The sequence below is a fragment of the Serratia sp. K-E0102 genome (genome assembly GCF_029962625.1).
Taxonomy (GTDB): domain Bacteria; phylum Pseudomonadota; class Gammaproteobacteria; order Enterobacterales; family Enterobacteriaceae; genus Serratia; species Serratia sarumanii.
This window is the reverse complement of the sequence record NZ_CP124754.1, coordinates 3,451,598-3,467,796: the sequence shown is the minus strand read 5'-3', so window position 1 is coordinate 3,467,796 and position 16,199 is coordinate 3,451,598. Positions and strand designations below refer to the sequence as shown.

General features: G+C 59.6%; 15 protein-coding genes. 3 read left to right on the top strand and 12 right to left on the bottom strand.

Features of this window, described 5'->3' with window-relative positions:
* Nucleotide 1 precedes the first annotated feature (1 nt).
* The 8 genes from SSARUM2_RS16595 to SSARUM2_RS16560 all read right to left on the bottom strand — a co-directional run bounded on the left by SSARUM2_RS16595 (nucleotide 2) and on the right by SSARUM2_RS16560 (nucleotide 8,777).
* Nucleotides 2-1,027, bottom strand: a complete 1,026-nt coding sequence (locus SSARUM2_RS16595; RefSeq protein ID WP_049234607.1) for a microcin C ABC transporter permease — start codon at nucleotides 1,025-1,027, stop codon at nucleotides 2-4.
* A complete protein-coding gene (locus tag SSARUM2_RS16590) occupies nucleotides 1,024-2,118 on the bottom strand; it encodes a microcin C ABC transporter permease YejB (protein ID WP_041035980.1) in 1,095 nt (364 codons plus the stop codon). The genes SSARUM2_RS16595 and SSARUM2_RS16590 overlap by 4 nt, the downstream gene beginning before the upstream one ends.
* Before the next feature lie 9 nt (nucleotides 2,119-2,127).
* Nucleotides 2,128-3,939: an extracellular solute-binding protein gene (locus SSARUM2_RS16585; RefSeq protein ID WP_060452525.1), complete on the bottom strand. Its 1,812-nt coding sequence runs from the start codon at nucleotides 3,937-3,939 to the stop codon at nucleotides 2,128-2,130.
* 93 nt (nucleotides 3,940-4,032) lie between these two features.
* Complete coding sequence (locus tag SSARUM2_RS16580) at nucleotides 4,033-5,616, bottom strand: cyclic di-GMP phosphodiesterase (protein WP_049234609.1); 1,584 nt, start codon at nucleotides 5,614-5,616, stop codon at nucleotides 4,033-4,035.
* A 151-nt stretch (nucleotides 5,617-5,767) separates the two neighbouring features.
* Nucleotides 5,768-6,016, bottom strand: coding sequence for a hypothetical protein (locus SSARUM2_RS16575; protein ID WP_125460721.1), 249 nt, complete (start codon nucleotides 6,014-6,016; stop codon nucleotides 5,768-5,770).
* Nucleotides 6,017-6,028: 12 nt separating this feature from the next.
* On the bottom strand, nucleotides 6,029-6,604 hold the full coding sequence (gene mepS, locus SSARUM2_RS16570) for a bifunctional murein DD-endopeptidase/murein LD-carboxypeptidase (protein ID WP_033635277.1): 576 nt from the start codon (nucleotides 6,602-6,604) through the stop codon (nucleotides 6,029-6,031).
* A 410-nt stretch (nucleotides 6,605-7,014) separates the two neighbouring features.
* On the bottom strand, nucleotides 7,015-7,725 hold the full coding sequence (locus SSARUM2_RS16565) for a phosphatase PAP2 family protein (protein ID WP_033648008.1): 711 nt from the start codon (nucleotides 7,723-7,725) through the stop codon (nucleotides 7,015-7,017).
* 77 nt (nucleotides 7,726-7,802) lie between these two features.
* Nucleotides 7,803-8,777, bottom strand: coding sequence for a GTP-binding protein (locus tag SSARUM2_RS16560; RefSeq protein ID WP_060438465.1), 975 nt, complete (start codon nucleotides 8,775-8,777; stop codon nucleotides 7,803-7,805).
* 318 nt (nucleotides 8,778-9,095) lie between these two features.
* Between SSARUM2_RS16560 and SSARUM2_RS16555 the strand changes: the two genes are divergently transcribed.
* Nucleotides 9,096-9,404, top strand: coding sequence for a type 1 fimbrial protein (locus SSARUM2_RS16555; protein WP_033635274.1), 309 nt, complete (start codon nucleotides 9,096-9,098; stop codon nucleotides 9,402-9,404).
* 62 nt (nucleotides 9,405-9,466) lie between these two features.
* Here SSARUM2_RS16555 and SSARUM2_RS16550 read toward each other — a convergent pair whose 3' ends face one another.
* Complete coding sequence (locus SSARUM2_RS16550) at nucleotides 9,467-10,939, bottom strand: fructuronate reductase (protein ID WP_060438466.1); 1,473 nt, start codon at nucleotides 10,937-10,939, stop codon at nucleotides 9,467-9,469.
* 293 nt (nucleotides 10,940-11,232) lie between these two features.
* Here SSARUM2_RS16550 and uxuA point away from each other — a divergent pair, with 293 nt between their 5' ends.
* Entirely contained in the window at nucleotides 11,233-12,423 is a 1,191-nt protein-coding gene (uxuA, locus tag SSARUM2_RS16545; RefSeq protein WP_049234612.1) for a mannonate dehydratase, read from the top strand.
* A 43-nt stretch (nucleotides 12,424-12,466) separates the two neighbouring features.
* On the opposite strand, the gene yeiP is transcribed toward uxuA, so the two are convergent.
* Together yeiP and mtr are read right to left on the bottom strand one after the other, a co-directional pair.
* Complete coding sequence (gene yeiP, locus SSARUM2_RS16540; protein ID WP_004935725.1) at nucleotides 12,467-13,039, bottom strand: elongation factor P-like protein YeiP; 573 nt, start codon at nucleotides 13,037-13,039, stop codon at nucleotides 12,467-12,469.
* 126 nt (nucleotides 13,040-13,165) lie between these two features.
* The gene (mtr, locus tag SSARUM2_RS16535; RefSeq protein WP_049234614.1) at nucleotides 13,166-14,410 is read right to left on the bottom strand and encodes a tryptophan permease; all 1,245 of its coding nucleotides are present in this window, start codon (nucleotides 14,408-14,410) and stop codon (nucleotides 13,166-13,168) included.
* 263 nt (nucleotides 14,411-14,673) lie between these two features.
* On the opposite strand from mtr, the gene SSARUM2_RS16530 reads away from it, so the two are divergent.
* The gene (locus SSARUM2_RS16530) at nucleotides 14,674-14,928 is read left to right on the top strand and encodes a YkgJ family cysteine cluster protein (RefSeq protein WP_015378527.1); all 255 of its coding nucleotides are present in this window, start codon (nucleotides 14,674-14,676) and stop codon (nucleotides 14,926-14,928) included.
* Here the strand turns inward: SSARUM2_RS16530 and SSARUM2_RS16525 are convergent.
* The gene (locus SSARUM2_RS16525; protein ID WP_033653799.1) at nucleotides 14,925-16,100 is read right to left on the bottom strand and encodes a sugar efflux transporter; all 1,176 of its coding nucleotides are present in this window, start codon (nucleotides 16,098-16,100) and stop codon (nucleotides 14,925-14,927) included. The two genes, SSARUM2_RS16530 and SSARUM2_RS16525, sit on opposite strands and share 4 nt — an antisense overlap.
* Nucleotides 16,101-16,199 lie beyond the last annotated feature (99 nt).

Below are 16,199 nucleotides of genomic sequence, written 5' to 3'. Positions count from 1 at the left end.
ATCAATGCGCCTTGCTGGGGTCAAAGGCGTCGCGCACCGCTTCGCCGATAAAGATTAATAACGAAAGCAGCACCGCCAAGACCAGGAAGGCGGTGATGCCGAGCCACGGCGCCTGCAGATTGTTTTTGCCTTGCAGCAGCAACTCACCGAGCGACGGCGAACCGATCGGCAGACCGAAACCGAGGAAATCGAGCGACGTCAGGGTGGTGATCGAGCCGCAAAGGATAAACGGCAGGAAGGTCAGCGTCGCCACCATGGCGTTGGGCAGCATATGGCGGGACATGATAACGCGATCCGGCACGCCCATGGCGCGCGCGGCGCGGATGTAGTCAAAATTGCGGGTGCGCAGAAATTCGGCGCGCACCACCCCCACCAGGCTCATCCAGCCGAACAGGATGGTGATGCCGAGCAGCCACCAGAAATTGGGCTGGACGATGCTCGACAGCAGAATGATCAGAAACAGCGTCGGCATGCCCGACCACACTTCGATAAAGCGCTGCCCCCACAGATCGAAACGCCCGCCGTAATACCCCTGGGTCGCGCCGACGCACACGCCGATCAGGCTGGAAAACAGCGTCAATGCCAGGCCGAACAGCATCGAGATGCGAAAACCGTACAGCACACGAGCGAGCACGTCGCCGCCGTTGCTGTCGGTGCCGAGCAGGTTGTGGCGCGAAGGCGGCGAGGGGAAGGGCACCTCGGTGGCGAAGTTGATGGTGTCGTAGCTGAAGCGGATCGGCGCCCAAACCGCCCAGCCGTGCCGTTCGATCTGCCGCTGTACGAACGGATCCTGATAGTCGGCTTCGGTGTTCAGCTCGCCGCCGAAGGCGGTTTCGCTGTAGTTAATCATAAACGGCAGGTACAACCGGCCTTCATAACGCACCAACAGCGGTTTGTTATTGGCGATCAGATCGGCGGCCAGGCTCAGGGTGAACAGCACCAAGAAGATCCACAGCGACCAGTAGCCGCGGCGGTTGCGGCGAAAACGCGCCCAGCGCGCCTGGTTGATCGGGCTAAGGCGGCTCATTGGCGGGCCTCGAAGTCAATGCGCGGATCGACCAGGGTGTAGGTGATATCGCTGAGGATATTCAACAGCAGGCCGATCAGGGTGAAGATATACAGCGTGCCGAACATCACCGGGTAGTCGCGCTGCAGCGTGGCGTCGTAGCCCAGCAGCCCCAGGCCGTTGAGCGAGAACATGACTTCTATCAGCAGCGAGCCGGTGAAGAACATGCTGATAAAGGTGGCCGGAAAACCGGCGATCACCAGCAGCATGGCGTTGCGGAACACGTGGCGGTAGAGGATTTTTTTCTCATCCAGCCCCTTGGCGCGGGCGGTGGTGACGTACTGCTTGCGGATCTCGTCGAGGAACGAGTTCTTGGTCAGCATGGTCAGGGTGGCGAAGCCGCCGATCACCGTCGCCAGCACCGGCAGGGTGATGTGCCACAGGTAGTCGGCGATCTTTGCCGGCCACGAGAGGGTGTCGAAGTTGCTGGACACCAGGCCGCGCAGCGGGAACCAGTCCAGGTAGCTGCCGCCGGCGAACAGCACAATCATCAGGATGGCGAACAGGAAAGCCGGAATGGCGTAGCCGATGATGATCAGCGTGCTGCTCCAGGTATCGAACGCGCTGCCGTTGTGGACGGCCTTGCGGATGCCGAGCGGGATCGACACCAGGTAAATGATCAGCGTGCTCCAAAGGCCCAGCGTGATGGAGACCGGCAGGCTCTGGCCGATCAGCTGCATCACCGAAGCGCCGCGAAACAGGCTGTCGCCGAAGTCGAAGCGCATATAGTTCCACAGCATGGTGAAGTAGCGTTCGTGCAGCGGTTTGTCGAAGCCGTAGCGTTTTGTGATCTCGGCGATCACCTCCGGATCCAGGCCGCGTGAACCGCGGTATTGTCCTTCGGTTGCGGCGGGAACGCCGGCTCGAACATGGCCCAGGCCTTCGCCGACACCGCCGCTGCCAAAACCGCTGCCATGCCCCAGCTCAATGGCGGCGATGGCCTGATCGACCGGGCCGCCGGGGGCAACTTGCACGATAAAAAAGTTGATGGTGATGATCGCCCACAGCGTGGGGATCACCAGTAACAGTCTGCGTATCAGATAGGCCGCCATTCCGACTCCTTATTGCCGTTGAGCCGGTAAACGCGCCGCCTTGTTGACGTCGTACCACCAGTTATCGAAGCCGATCGCATAGGCCGGGCGGATCGGCGGCGTGGAGAACTTGTCCCAATAGGCGTAGCGATCGTGGTTGGAGTACCACATCGGCAGCATGTAGTTGTTCCAGGTCAGCACCCGGTCCAGCGCGCGGCCGAGCGGCAGCAGGGCTTTTTCGTCGCCCTGATGGGCGGCGATTTGTCTGACCAGGCTATCGACCGCCGGATCTTTGACGCCAGGGGTGTTGTAGCTGGAGTTGACGTACTCCGAATCCCAAATGATTTGCAAGTTGGCGGTGGGGAACGGCATCGCCTGATAGACCGTCGGCATCAGGTCGAAATCGCGTTCGCGCAGGCGGCGGGTGTACTGTGAGGCGTCAACTTCGCGAATTTGCATCTCGATGCCCAATCGCTGCAGGTTGTGGCGGAATGGCAGCACATATTGGAAGTTGCTGCCGCTCAGCAGCATCAGCTCGAAAGTGAACGGCTGGCCGGTTTTGGCGTTGACCAACTTTTGATTTTTGACCACCCAACCGGCTTCTTTCAGCAGTTGGGTCGCTTTCAGCAGGTTTTGCCGATCGTTGCCGCTGCCGTCGGAGGAGGGCGGCTGGTAGATGCTGGTGAACACCTCCGGCGGCACCTGGCCTTTGAGCGGTGCCAGCAAGGCCAGTTCGGCGGCGTCCGGGTAGCTACGGGCGGCGTAGGCGGTGTTTTGGAAATAGCTGTCGGCGCGCTGATAGGCGTTGTAATACAGCGCCTTGTTCATCCAGTTAAAGTCGAAAGCCAGGCCAATCGCTTCCCGTACCCGACGATCGGCGAACAGCGGTTTTTGGATGTTGAATGCCAGCCAGCGGGTATTCTGTGCCGCCTGGTTGGTCTCGTCCTGCTTGATGATGTAGTTGCGCGCGAAGTTGCCGCCCTGATACTGGGTGGCCCAGCTTTTGGGCGACGGCTCGATGCGGAAATCGTAAGCGCCGGCCTTGAAGGCTTCCTGCGCCACTTTGTCGTCCAGGTAATAATCGTAGCGAATGCTGTCGAAGTTATAGCGGCCGCGGTTCACCGGCAGGTTGGCGGCCCAGTAGTCGCGTACTCGCTGGTAGGTGATGTACTGGCCGAGGCGGTAATCGCCGATTTTATACGGGCCGCTGGCGAGCGGCGGGATGTTGAGCGGCTCATTGAGCTTATACCCTTGCCAAAAAGCAGCCGGGAGGATCGGCAGACTGCCGAATAGCGACAGCATCGCCTCTTTGTTCGGCTGCGGAAACTCTATACGCACCGTCAAACGCGAGATAGCCTTGACCGTGACGCCTTTGTAATAAGAGCGAAACTGCGGCACGCCTTCGGTCATGAATTTATTGAAGGTGAAGGCCACGTCGGCGGCGGTGATCGGGCTGCCGTCCTGAAAGCGGGCGCGCGCGTTGATATCCACTTCGACCCACCGCAGATCGCTGGGATAACGAGCCGATTCGGCAATCAGCGGATAAAAGCTGCCGGGTTCGTCGTCGGACGTCGCGAACAGGGTATCGTACAGTTGTTCGGTACGGGCACCGGGCACGCCGCGGGTGGCGAAGCGGTTGAAGTTGTCGTAGGTACCGATGGCCGCCAGCCGCACGTCGCCGCCCTTGGGCGCCGCCGGGTTGACGTAGTCGAAATGGCTGAAGTCGGTGGCGTATTTCGGTTCACCGAGAAGGGCGAAAGCGTAGCTTTCGTTGAGGGCTTCGGCCTGCAGACCGAAGCTCAGTGCCGAGAGCACCAGAGCAGCGAAAATGCGCACGGACATCGGACGGTAAGCTCCTGCTGTGGAATAAAGTACAACCTGCGCCCAGCATAACATTCTTCGGGTGAGCGCAGGGTAAAGATGCTTAAAGATTAACTATTTTTTTGCCTGATAATCAAAGACCTGATGAGCATTGCAGTAAGCGACGAAATTGTCGATGCTCAGCGGCTTGCTGAAGTAGTAGCCCTGCATGAAGTTAACGCCGTGTTCTTGCAGGAACTGCATCTGCTCGGCGGTTTCCACGCCCTCGGCCACCGTCAGCATTTTCAGCTTTTTCGCCAACGAGATCACCGCATCCAGCACCGGCGCGGTGACCGTGTCCTGGCCGATGGTGTTGACGAAGCCACGATCGATCTTCAGGTAATCCATGGTGAAGCGCTCAAGATAGATCAACGCGCTGTGCCCGGTGCCAAAATCGTCCACCGCGATCTCGATGCCCTGTTTGTGCAGCCAGTCAAACTCCGCCAGCGCACTCTCTTCTTCCACCATGCCACGCTCGGTGATTTCAAACACCAGCGTAAAGTAATCGCCCGGCAGCTGCGTCAACAGTTCATACACGTCCTGGTGGAACGACGGCGCGCTCAGGTGGGCGGGGGAGATGTTGAGCCCGACCTTGCCTCCCCGCGGCAGCGCTTTGGCGAGCTGCGGCGCATCTTCGGCGATCAGCCTGAACAGGTGGCGGGTGAGCGGCACGATCAGCCCGTTGCTTTCGGCGTAGGGGATAAAGACGTCGGGCGGGATGCGGCCTTCGATCGGATGCTGCCAGCGGATCAGCGCTTCCAGCCCGCCGATGCTGTTGCTGTCGGTATGGAACACCGGCTGGTATTCGATAAAGAACTCGTTGCGCTTGATGCCGCGCAGCAGCGCGCGTTCCGGGCTTTGCCGCAGCAGCAGCATGTAATAGCAGAGTACGCCGATCATCAATGACAGCACCAGGCTGCCCAGCAGCGTCAGGCGAATGTCGTTGGGGGTCAGTTTCTCGTTGTAGAACAGGATGGTCAGCGGCAGATTGGGCAGCGTCAGTTTATCCGCCTTGCCCTTCGGCAACTGATCGGCCGGCATCAGGTTCGGGCTGAAGGTGGTCAGCGCGCGGTTGCCCATCACGATGGCGATGCCCGGCGCCTGTTCGTCGTGCGAGGTGAACAGCAGATAGGGCATCAGATCGATGTCCAGCGTAGCGAGGATGCCGGTGGCCTTTTCGTCGGGATGCCGCAGCCAAACTGCAACCGCCGGTTTGTTCGGCACGATCGGCGTGCCCTGCTGCAGCTTGAGATCCAGGGGCAGATTCCAGTCGATATCCTGGTAGAGATTTTTCATCGGCAACATCATGTCGCCGGTGGCGGAAGAGCAATAGGCGTAGCCGTCTTTCACCAACAGGAAGGTGCGCACGCCACTGGTAAAGGCCGCTTGGTAGGTAATGTCCGACTGGCTTGAGAGGCAAGGCTTGGCCAGCAGCGGCATCATTTGCTGCATCACCGTCTTCAGGTGCGAGATATAACCCAGCGTGAACTTTTGCGTGCGCGCTTCGACCTTATGTTGATATTGCGTGCGCTGGTGGTTAATCAAAGAAAGCGTGACCGCGGTGAAGAGCGTAAAAAATACCAGGGCGGCGACGCCGCTTTTAGCCAGGCTGCGCTGTCGGTGAGACACGCTGCGGGCAAAAGCTCTTTTCAAGCCCATAACCGAGTCCTCTGCAACAGGGCGTCAGGGGTGTCGCGCAGCCATTTAATGGATTGTGCCAACGGCTTTTTTTTCATTTTTGCCTTTTTATCCCGTACCAACCGGCGGCGTTGTTTAAATATGCGGCGTCGCCGACAGAAATATAATGCGCCTATTTTAAGCGGAAACGTTTTAAATAACGCCGGGGCGCCGTTGCCGTCATCTGACGATAATAGGCGAGTTTTTCCTCGATGGCGCGATTTCCTGCCAACAGTTTATCAAAATAATGGCGTGCGGCAGCGTTAAGCGGAGAAAGATGGCGATAAGGCAGGGAGCAATCTTGATGATATCTGTTAGACAACCAAAAAAAACGCCGCCCGTAGGCGGCGCTTATCGCTCGTTTGGTATTCAGGATCTTCAAGGCATTGCGCCGTTAACCGTTGGTCAACACCCGGCGCGCTTCTCGATAACGTTTATTCCAATAGTTATCGGTCAGCTTGGAAATCATGACCCCACTGCTGGTGGAGGCGTGAACGAACTGATCGTTGCCTAAATAGATGCCGACATGGCGCCCGGTAGAACCGGCGCGGAACAGCACCAAATCGCCGACGCGCAGCTTGGTGCGCTGGATTTTCTTGCCGAGATCTTCCTGTTCATAGGTAGAACGCGGTAAATCCATGCCGAACTGTTCGCGGAAGGTGCGTTGAACAAACGCCGAGCAATCGATGCCGCGCTTGCTGTCACCGCCTAAACGGTAGCGAACGCCTTTCCAGTCCGCGTACTGATCCATAATCTTTGACTTGACGTCAACGTTGCGGACCATCGCTTCGAATTCATCCTGAGAGGCTTGCAGTAAAAGACCGTCTTTGTCATTAACTGCACGCATCTCAGTTTGTGCGTTATTCAAGTTCGAAGTGTGAGTCGAGCTGCATGCGGAGAGCATAACCGCAGCGGCAATTGCAGGGACTACCCGCAAAAAATATCTCAGAAACGGTTGAGATTTGACCATTGTTGTTGTTTTCCCTTGAAGTCCTTAACGACGAAAGTCGCTACCTGAAAAATGCCAAACGAAACGAGCCTAGTCCGCACCTGTTGCATCGACAACCAGTTACCGTTGAAAACGTGCGAGAACGCACATTTTTATCGGATTCCATACTGATTCGACTTAAACCAGGCACAAACGCATCTGAGATTACCGGAACAAATAGGGGATTGCGAGCCTTTTTCCCGTCTTTTTTATATGAATTTGTGATGTAACATAATGTAAATCTTCATATAAAAAACGCCAATTGTCCGATGTATGAATCTGGCGTGAAATCAGGTTGCAAAAGCGTTAACGGGCGGTGACGATATTTTGCGCTCAGCGAAGGGATTAAGGCCGGTAGGCGAGCGCCTCCCGGCATGAGTCATAGACGCAAGTTATGGTTGGCCGGGGCGATGCTTGCCGGGCAACAGGCGATTCAACCGATCGACGATCCAGTCGCTGCAAGGCGTCATCAGCACCCAGCTGGCGCCAACCAGCACCACGGACAGCGAGCCGACGGCAATATCGGTAAACCAGTGGGCGCCAATCATCACGCGTGGCAATGAGAAGAGCAGCGTAATCAGCAGGGCGACGGCGAAGGCGCGGCGGCCGAAATAGCGCAGCATAAAGCAGGAAAAAATAATCAGCATCATGCCGTGGTCGCCGGGGAAGCTGTCGCTGGAAGCGTCCTTGGTGGGGATGCCGGTCAGCTCGCTGACGCGATAGATATTGTCGAAGGTCAGGGTGGGGCTCGGATGCTTCACCGGCAGCAGGTGGCCAAGCTGGTTCAGCACCACGGCGGTCAGCAGCATCACCACGCCGGTGATCACCAGGCGTCGGCGGCCGGCGGCGTCCTGCTTCAGGTAGAAGTACAAATACAGCAGGCCCATGGCGAGCAGCGAAATCACGTCAAACGCGCGGTTGTTGGTGATGGCGACCAGGTGCAAAAACGCCGGGTCGGTGGCCAGATGGCGGTTAAAGAAGAAAAAGATCGCCGAGTCCAGGGTATACCAGCCGCCGTGATTGGCCGGCAGGAACCAGGACAAAAACAGCGCAACGCCCAGTAAGTTGAAGAGGAGAATGAGGGGTAAATTGCGGCGTGTCATGACATAACCTGTTGGCAAAATGAAAACGAAATAAAACCCGGCCGCCCTGCGGCAACCGGGGGGCAACGGTACGGGGTCTAACTTAAACGAATCTTAAACAAGGCGGATTGCAGGGCGTTCCAATCGGCATTTTCGCTGTGGATAAGCTCAATTCGGCTGTCGAGCGGCGCGACCGGGCGGGTTTCGATGTTGAGATCCTGTCCCTGACGATTGAGCAGCAATGTGCCTTCGGGGATGCGCACCGCGCCTTTGGCGCGTTCTACCGGCGCGAGTCGCACCCATTCCATAAAGCCGACGGTGTCGAATTGGGTGTCGCCGTCAAAAATCCAGCCACAGCTGGTGAAGCCTTGCCCCTCGTTTAACGCTCGCCGCCAGCGGGCGTGCTCCGGCAGCCGCAGCGCCGCCAGCCCCTGCGTTTTCGCCTGACCATGATGATGCTGCGCGTCCGGCAATTCTGTACGATTCGTGCGCGGAAGTGACAACAGCGCGACATCCGCTTCGCCTTGCGCGATGGCATAACAGGGCCGCCGCAGCGGATCTTGCGCCCTCCAGGCTTCCAGCGCCCGCCTGTCTTCCGGCTGATAGGCATCGCTTTTGCTGGCCAAAATAACGTCGGCCGCGGCCAACTGATCGCGGAAGTTTTCGTTGTCGCGGTAGCGGGGCTGGCTGAGCTGGCGGGCATCCAGCAGGCACAGGGTGGCCTGCAGATCGATCCAGCCGGCATAGCTCTCCTGGGTCAGCAGCGACAGAATTTGTTTCGGATGCCCGAGCCCGGTCGGCTCGATCAGCAGCCGATCCGGTTTGGCCTGCTGTAACAGCATATTCAAGCCCACCTGCATCGGCAGGCCGTTGACGCAGCACATGCAGCCACCGGGGATCTCTTTGAGCACCGCGCCGCTGTCTGCCAGCAGCGCGCCGTCGATGCCGATCTCGCCGAATTCATTGACCAATACCGCCCAGCGCTCATGTTCGGGCTTATGAGCCAGCAAATGGCGGATAGTGGTGGTTTTACCGCTGCCGAGGAAACCGGTAATCAAATTGGTTTTGGTCATTAATAATTCCTGGAGCAAAAATTAACCTGCTTAATAAATGAGTTACGCAGCCTTATCGGTGAAACCGCCGCGATTTAATTTGTGCTCTATCTCGCAAATTTTGCACGTCACCATGCGCTTTTCAACCGACAAAATCCACCGTTCATAACAAGAAAATTCTTAGATAAAACCCTGTATTAGATGCGGTTAACTTTTGTTAGTAGCTTGTTTTTACATTGTTAATGACGCGATTAACGATCAAATCTCGTCCCTTTCCTTGCGATTATTCCTAACAAGATCCTCTATGGTTAAATTGGCTTAACTAAAAATGAGGTTGCCATGAATACCTTTCGGTTATTTTTGATCGTAGGAATGTTGTTTTCATGGACGGCAGTGAGTCATGCAGGAGTGGCCGGCGGGGTAATTCGCTTCGTCGGTTCTATCGTTGAAAGTCCTTGCACGGTCAATATTGCAGATTCTAAGGCGAATACGCAATGTTACCGCAACGGCCAGCGTTATCAGGCCCAGCAAGCGTTGTCAGGTTTTGATACTACACGCAAAGAACTTCCGCTAAATCTAGGCACAACCGAAATGAAGTGGGTAGACCAACAGAAGAAACTCGCTGTTATGACGGTCGTTTATCGTTAAGTCGTTCCGCCATGCCGGCGTAACGTTACGCCGGCATGGTTATTCTCGGCCCTGCAGGCTCCTCACCGCAGCACCCACTCCTTCACCGTTTCACGCGCACCGCGATCGCGCAGCGACAAATAGGCTTGCGTCACCGCGTCGGCAAACGCCGCATGCGTTGCCAGCGATTCGCCGAACACCGATTTCAGCGCCAGCAGCGCCGTTACGCGCCGCCGATCGTCCGGCGTAGCGGCAATAGTCTGGTGCAGCGCGTCTGCCAGCGGATCGCGAATGTCGATCGGCTGACCGGCGTCATCGACGCCGCCGACGTAACGCATCCAGCCCGCCACGCCCAGCGCCAGCCCGCTATAGTCGCCGCCGTGCCGCAGATGCCAGCGCACCGCGTCCAGCATGCGCTGCGGCAGCTTCTGCGAACCGTCCATGGCGATCTGCCAGGTGAGGTGTTGCAGCGCCGGGTTGCTGAAGCGCGCGATAAGCTGTGCGGCGTAGTCGGTCAGACTGATGCCGGTAACGCTCAGGGTGGGCGCCTGTTCGTCCAGCATCAACCGCAGGGCGGCGCGACGGTAGTGTTCATCCGCCATGCACTCGTTGATATAGCGGTAGCCACCCAGGTAGCCGAGGTAAGCCAGGAACGAGTGGCTGCCGTTCAGCATGCGCAGTTTCATGTGCTCAAACGGCAGCACATCGCTGACCAGCTGGGCGCCGGCCAGCTCCCACGCCGGGCGTCCGGCGGCGAAGTTGTCTTCCACCACCCATTGAATAAAGGGCTCGCAGGCGATGGCGCATTCGTCGCGCACGCCGCCCAGCGCGGCGGCAATCTCATCCAGCGTGGCCGGCGTGGCGGCCGGCACGATGCGATCCACCATGGTGCAGGGGAAGGTGGCGGCGGTGGCGATCCAATCGGCGAGCGACGGATCCCGCGCCTGCGCCAGATCGAGCACCGCCCGGCGCAGCACGTGGCCGTTCTGCGGAATATTGTCGCAGGAGAGCAGGGAGAAGGCGGGCAGGCCGCGTTCGCGCCGCAGCCGCAGCGCCTCCACCAAAATGCCGGGCACGGTCTGCGGCTGATGCGGCGTCGCCAGATCGGCGACGATCCCCGGATGCTGCCGATCCAATCGCCCGCTGCCGGGCTCGATGCAGTAGCCTTTTTCGGTGATGGTCATCGAGACGATCGCCACCTGCGGCTCGGCCAGTTTCTCCAGCACTGCGGCGATGCCTTCCAGCTTGCGGTGCAGGCTCTCATGTACCGCGCCGATCACGATGGCCTGATGGCCGTCCGCGCCTTTCTCCAGCACGCTGTACAGATGATCCTGTTGCCGCAGCGCCTCAAACAGCGGCACGCCGCCGGACAGGCTGATCTCGCAGATGCCCCAGTCGCCGCCGTGGGCGTTCAGCACCCGATCGGTCAGCAGCGCCTGATGCGCGCGGTGGAACGCGCCGAAGCCAAGGTGCACGATGCGGCTGCGCAGAGCCCGGCGGTCATAGCCCGGCTGCCGCACGGCGCCCGGCAATGGGGTGTTGGCGATCGTTTTCATCTCATCTCCAAAGCATGTAAGACAGCTGGCGGGCCAGTTGCGCCAAGTTAGCAGACCAGTTTTCTGCCACATCGGCAGGGTGGCGCTGGCGATAAAAAACTGCGACCAGTGTAGGGATATCGGCCAGCTAAAGGAATTGGTCAGTCCAAAATAAGCCAGAATCGTGAAGTGGATCAACCAATGAGGGGTTCGGTTTTGACAGCGCAGGGCGAAAGAGTAAGTTAAAGGTAGCTGACATCTAAATTAAACTGGTATAACAGCATCGCGGTGCGAGACAGGCATAAGGACAAAACATGGAACAAACATGGCGTTGGTATGGCCCGAACGATCCGGTCTCTTTGGATGACGTGCGTCAGGCCGGGGCGACCGGGGTGGTGACGGCGCTGCATCATATCGCGAACGGCGACGTCTGGCCGATCGATGAGATCCGCGCGCGACAGGCGCTGTTGGCGGAAAAGGGGCTGTTGTGGTCGGTGGTGGAGAGCGTGCCGGTGCATGAGGAGATCAAAACCCACAGCGGCGACTGGCGGCGGTACATCGCCAATTATCAACAGTCGCTGCGTAACCTGGCGGCCTGCGGCATCGACACCGTCTGCTACAACTTCATGCCGATCCTCGACTGGACGCGCACCGATCTGGCCTATCCGCTGCCGGACGGTTCCAAAGCGCTGCGCTTCGATCAGATCGCCTTCGCCGCGTTCGAGCTGCATATCCTGCAGCGCGCCGGCGCCGAGGCCGATTATACGCCGCAAGAGCGCAGTCAGGCGGCGGCCTATTTCGCCGCCATGAGCGAGGAGGAAAAAAACCGGCTGACCGGCAACATCATCGCCGGGCTGCCGGGGGCGGAAGAGGGCTACACGCTGGAACAGTTCCGCCGCCGGTTGACGGAGTACGACGGCATCGACAAGGCGCGGCTGCGCGAGAACATGGCGGTCTTTCTGCGCGCCATCGTGCCGGTGGCGGAAGAGGTCGGCATCCGGCTGGCGGTGCACCCCGACGATCCGCCGCGGCCGATCCTCGGCCTGCCGCGCATCGTCTCCACGATTGAAGACATGCAATGGCTGAAGCAGACCGTCGACAGCATCTATAACGGCTTCACCCTATGCACCGGTTCCTACGGCGTGCGCGCCGACAACGATCTGGTGCGGATGATTGAAACCTTTGGCGATCGCATTCACTTTACCCACCTGCGCGCCACCTGCCGCGAGGAGAACCCGAAAAGCTTCCACGAAGGGGCGCACCTGCAGGGCGATGTGGACATGGTGGCGGTGATCGAAGCGATCCTGACCGAAGAGCTGCGTCGGCAGCGGGCGGGCGATCGGCGGCCGATCCCGATGCGCCCCGATCATGGGCATCAGATGCTGGACGACTTGAAAAAGAAAACCAATCCGGGCTATTCGGCCATCGGGCGGTTGAAAGGGCTGGCGGAGCTGCGCGGCGTCGAGCTGGCGCTCAAGCGGCGTTTTTTCCCGGAGTTGCCGTAGCGGAAAATGAAACGGGGCCGCGTTCCGGCCCCGCTGGCGTCGACTAGTCGGCGCGGCTCATGTAGCGGCGTTCGGCGATATGAATGCGAATCTTGTCGCCGGCGCTGAGGTATTCCGGCACGTGGATCACCAGGCCGGTCGCCATGGTGGCCGGTTTGTTGCGGGCGCTGGCGGAAGCGCCTTTGATGCCCGGCGCGGTCTCGACGATTTCCATATCCACGGTCTGCGGCAGCTCCAGCGCCAGCACCTGGCCGTCCAGCGTCAGCACCTGCATGCCCGGCAGGCCGCCTTCCGGAATGAACAGCAGCTCGTCTTCGATCTGGTCTTTCTTGAAGATGTACGGGGTGTAGTCTTCGTCATCCATGAACACGTATTCTTCGCCGTCGATATACGAGAAGTTCACCTTGCGGCGCGACAGGGAAATGGTGTCCAGGATATCGTCGCCCTTGAAGCGTTCTTCCACTTTCAGGCCGGTGCGCACGTCGGAGAAGCGCATTTTGTACAGGGTGCTGGCGCCGCGGGCGCTTGGGCTCTGCACGTCGATATCTTTTACCAGCAGCAGCTTGCCGTTGTAGCTGATCGCCATGCCGCGCTTAATTTCGTTAGCTCTTGCCATTTCAATTCATCCGCAATGAAGAGTATTAGAGAAGTTGCGACAAGGTACTCGCGCCGCCGATTTCAGGCAATAGCCCGGCGTAAAAACAGTGCGGGAAAGGGAGGGCGCTCGCCCTCCCCTCGGGGATTAGCGGAAGACCGGCAGCAGGCCGAACAGCGAAAGAATATGCGCAGCGGCGTTGATCAGGCCGAACAGGATAACGAACAGGATCACGCCGTTGCCGCCCGGTGCGCGGTAACCGGCCTGCGGGTGGCGGCGGCGGCTGGCGCGCGCCATCAGCGCCGGCACGATCACCGCCCAGACGGTGGCCGCCAGCCCGGCGAAACCGATGGCGTACAGGAAACCGTTCGGGAACAGCAGCGCGGCCAGGGTCGGCGGCACAAAGGTCACCAGCGCGGTCTTGCTGCGTCCGACGGCGTCGTCCTTGAACTTGCAGAAGTCTGCCAGGTAGTCGAACAGGCCCAGCGACACGCCGAGGAACGAGCTGGCCAGCGCCATATAGGAGAAGGCGTTCAGCAGTTGGCTGACGGTCTGGCTGCTGGAGACGTTGCCCATTTGCTTGAGCAGGCTGCCGATGTTGCCGCCCTCGGCGATCACTTGCTTAAAGGCGTCGCGCGCGATATTGCCCTGGATCACGTACTGCCACAGGATGTAGATAGCCAATGCCAGCAGGGTGCCGTACACCAGGCTGCGCACCACGGAGCCGCTGTCCTTATGGTAATACTTCACCAGCCCGGGAATGTTGCCGTGGTAGCCGAACGAGGTCAGCAAGTAAGGCAACGCCGCCAGGGCGTAAGGCAGATAGCTGGCCTGGTCATCGCCGGTGTTGAACAGCACCGCGGGCTGCACGTGGGTGAACATGTCGCCCACCGACATCACGAAGGTGATCACCATACCGCCGATCAAAATGGTGCTCAGGCGGTCGACCGCGCGGGTGGAGAGCCAGACGATAAACGCCACGACCAGCGCGAACACCAGGCCGGCGGTGGTCTGGCCGACGCCGACGATGCCCTCCAGCGTGTGGGCGATGATCGAGCCGCCGGCGGAGATATAGGCATAGGTCAGGATGTACAGCACGAACGCCACCGACAGGCCGTTCACGGCGTTCCAGCCTTTGCCCAGCAGATCCTTGACCATGGTGTTGAAGCTGGCGCCGCTCGGGTAGGGCAGCGTGGCTTCGAGGATCATCAGGCCGGAAAGTAACATGCAGGCCCAGGTATACACCAGCAGCGCGACGGAGCCGCTGAACCAGACACCGGAAGTGACGATCGGAATGGAAAACATGCCGGCGCCAACGGCGGTTCCGGCAATGATCATCGCGCCGCCGAGGACGGAAGGGCGGGCCAGCTTCTGGATGGTGTCCGTAGACATGCGTGCTCCTGAGGGATGGGTTCTTTTGTACTAGCTTAATGGTACATGGGCGCATGGCGCATGTAAAGCGTGGTAATTGCACGTTTCACGCGTTTTTGTCTTTAAATCAAGGTTTGTTGGGCGTTTTTTCGCCATAGGATGCAGCCGGCCGGCGCAGGGCGATGAGTGTAAAGATCGCCGGGGCGCAGGGATTCTGCTGGCGGCCGCCGCGCGCGGCTGCTATTGTCGCGCTTCTTTTCCCCAGCCCACCAGGAGTAGCGCTGATGGACTGTCGCAGCGACTGCGGCGCCTGCTGTATCGCGCCGTCAATATCCAGCCCGATCCCCGGCATGCCGAACGGCAAGCCCGCCAATACCCGCTGCATTCATCTGGATGAACGGCTGCGCTGTGGCCTGTTTCATTCGCCGCTGCGGCCGAAGGTGTGCGGCAGCCTGCAGCCGAGCCGCGACATGTGCCACGATCACCGCGATCAGGCGCTGATTTATCTCGCCAGGCTGGAAGCGGACACCGCGCCTTAAGCTTCCCTCAACGTCCACAGACACAGCGTCGCGCCTGCCGCCATCGCCAGCGCGGCGTAAAACACCGCATGGTAATTCCAGATTTCCGCCACCGCACCGGCGATGGCACCGGCGATGACCCAGCCTACCCGAATGGTGTTGGTGAACAGCGTGGTAGCCGTGCCGGCCTGACCGGGCATCAAATCCTGAAAGTAGAGCATGCCGATGCCAGCCAGCACGCCGATAAACGCCGCATTCAGCAGCTGCAGGGCAATCAGCGGCCAACTGCCGGTGATAAACAGCAGGCCGCAATAGAACAGCACGCCGGCGACCACCGCCCCGCGCATCAAACAACGCTTGCCGCAGCGTTTCGCCACCATGCCGGCGATCAGCATGATTGGGATCTCCAGCCCGGCGGCGGCACCCATCAATATCCCGGCCAGCCGCTCCGGCAGCCGCAGCTCGTGCACCACATACAGCGGCATGTTGATCAGGTACATGCTGTTGGCGGTCCACATCAGGGTGCAGGCGACGAACAGCAGCAGCGAATCGCGGCGATGCTGCCGCGGTGCGGCCAGGGGCGCGTTCGTCGCCGCGGTTTTAGGCATCGAAGGCAGCCGCTTCCACACCAGCAGGCCGCACAGCACAAAGGCCGCCGCGCCCGCCAGATACATGACCTTAAAGCCGAAGCCCAGCGCCAGCGCGAAGGCGATCGGCGGGCCAATGACCCAGGCAAGGGAAACCTGGGCGCGCATGATGGAGGTGAACATCACCGCCTCGCGTCCGGTGCGATCGGCATGCTCGCGCGCCAGCGCAAACATCTGCGGATTGGCGGTGGAGCCGAAGCTGGTGAGCAGCACGCCGACGAGCAGCAGCAGGTAATAGTTGCGGCTCCAGGCGAACAGCGTGAACCCCAGCGCACCCAGCATGCAGCAGAGGAAGATCAGTGATTTGCGGTCGCCTTGTTTATCCGAACGGCCGGCGAGAAACTGGCTGACCAGAATGCCGATCACCGCGCTGCCGGTAAAGAACAACCCGACCAGCGCCGGCCGTACCTTGACCTCGGTTTCCAGAAACAGGCTCAGCGTCGGGGTTTGCAACGCGCCGGCGATGCCGGTCAGAAACGCCACCGCCAAAAAGGCCAGCGAAGTGAGATCGGGCGCGCGTCGCGTTACTGCGGATGAAGTCGGCATGGCGGTTGATAATTCGTCGAAAAAGGGAGGTCGCGCGCATCATACGCCCGTTGAAATGAAACGCAAACCGCTCCCTTGCGACGAAGGGTAAGCGGATAT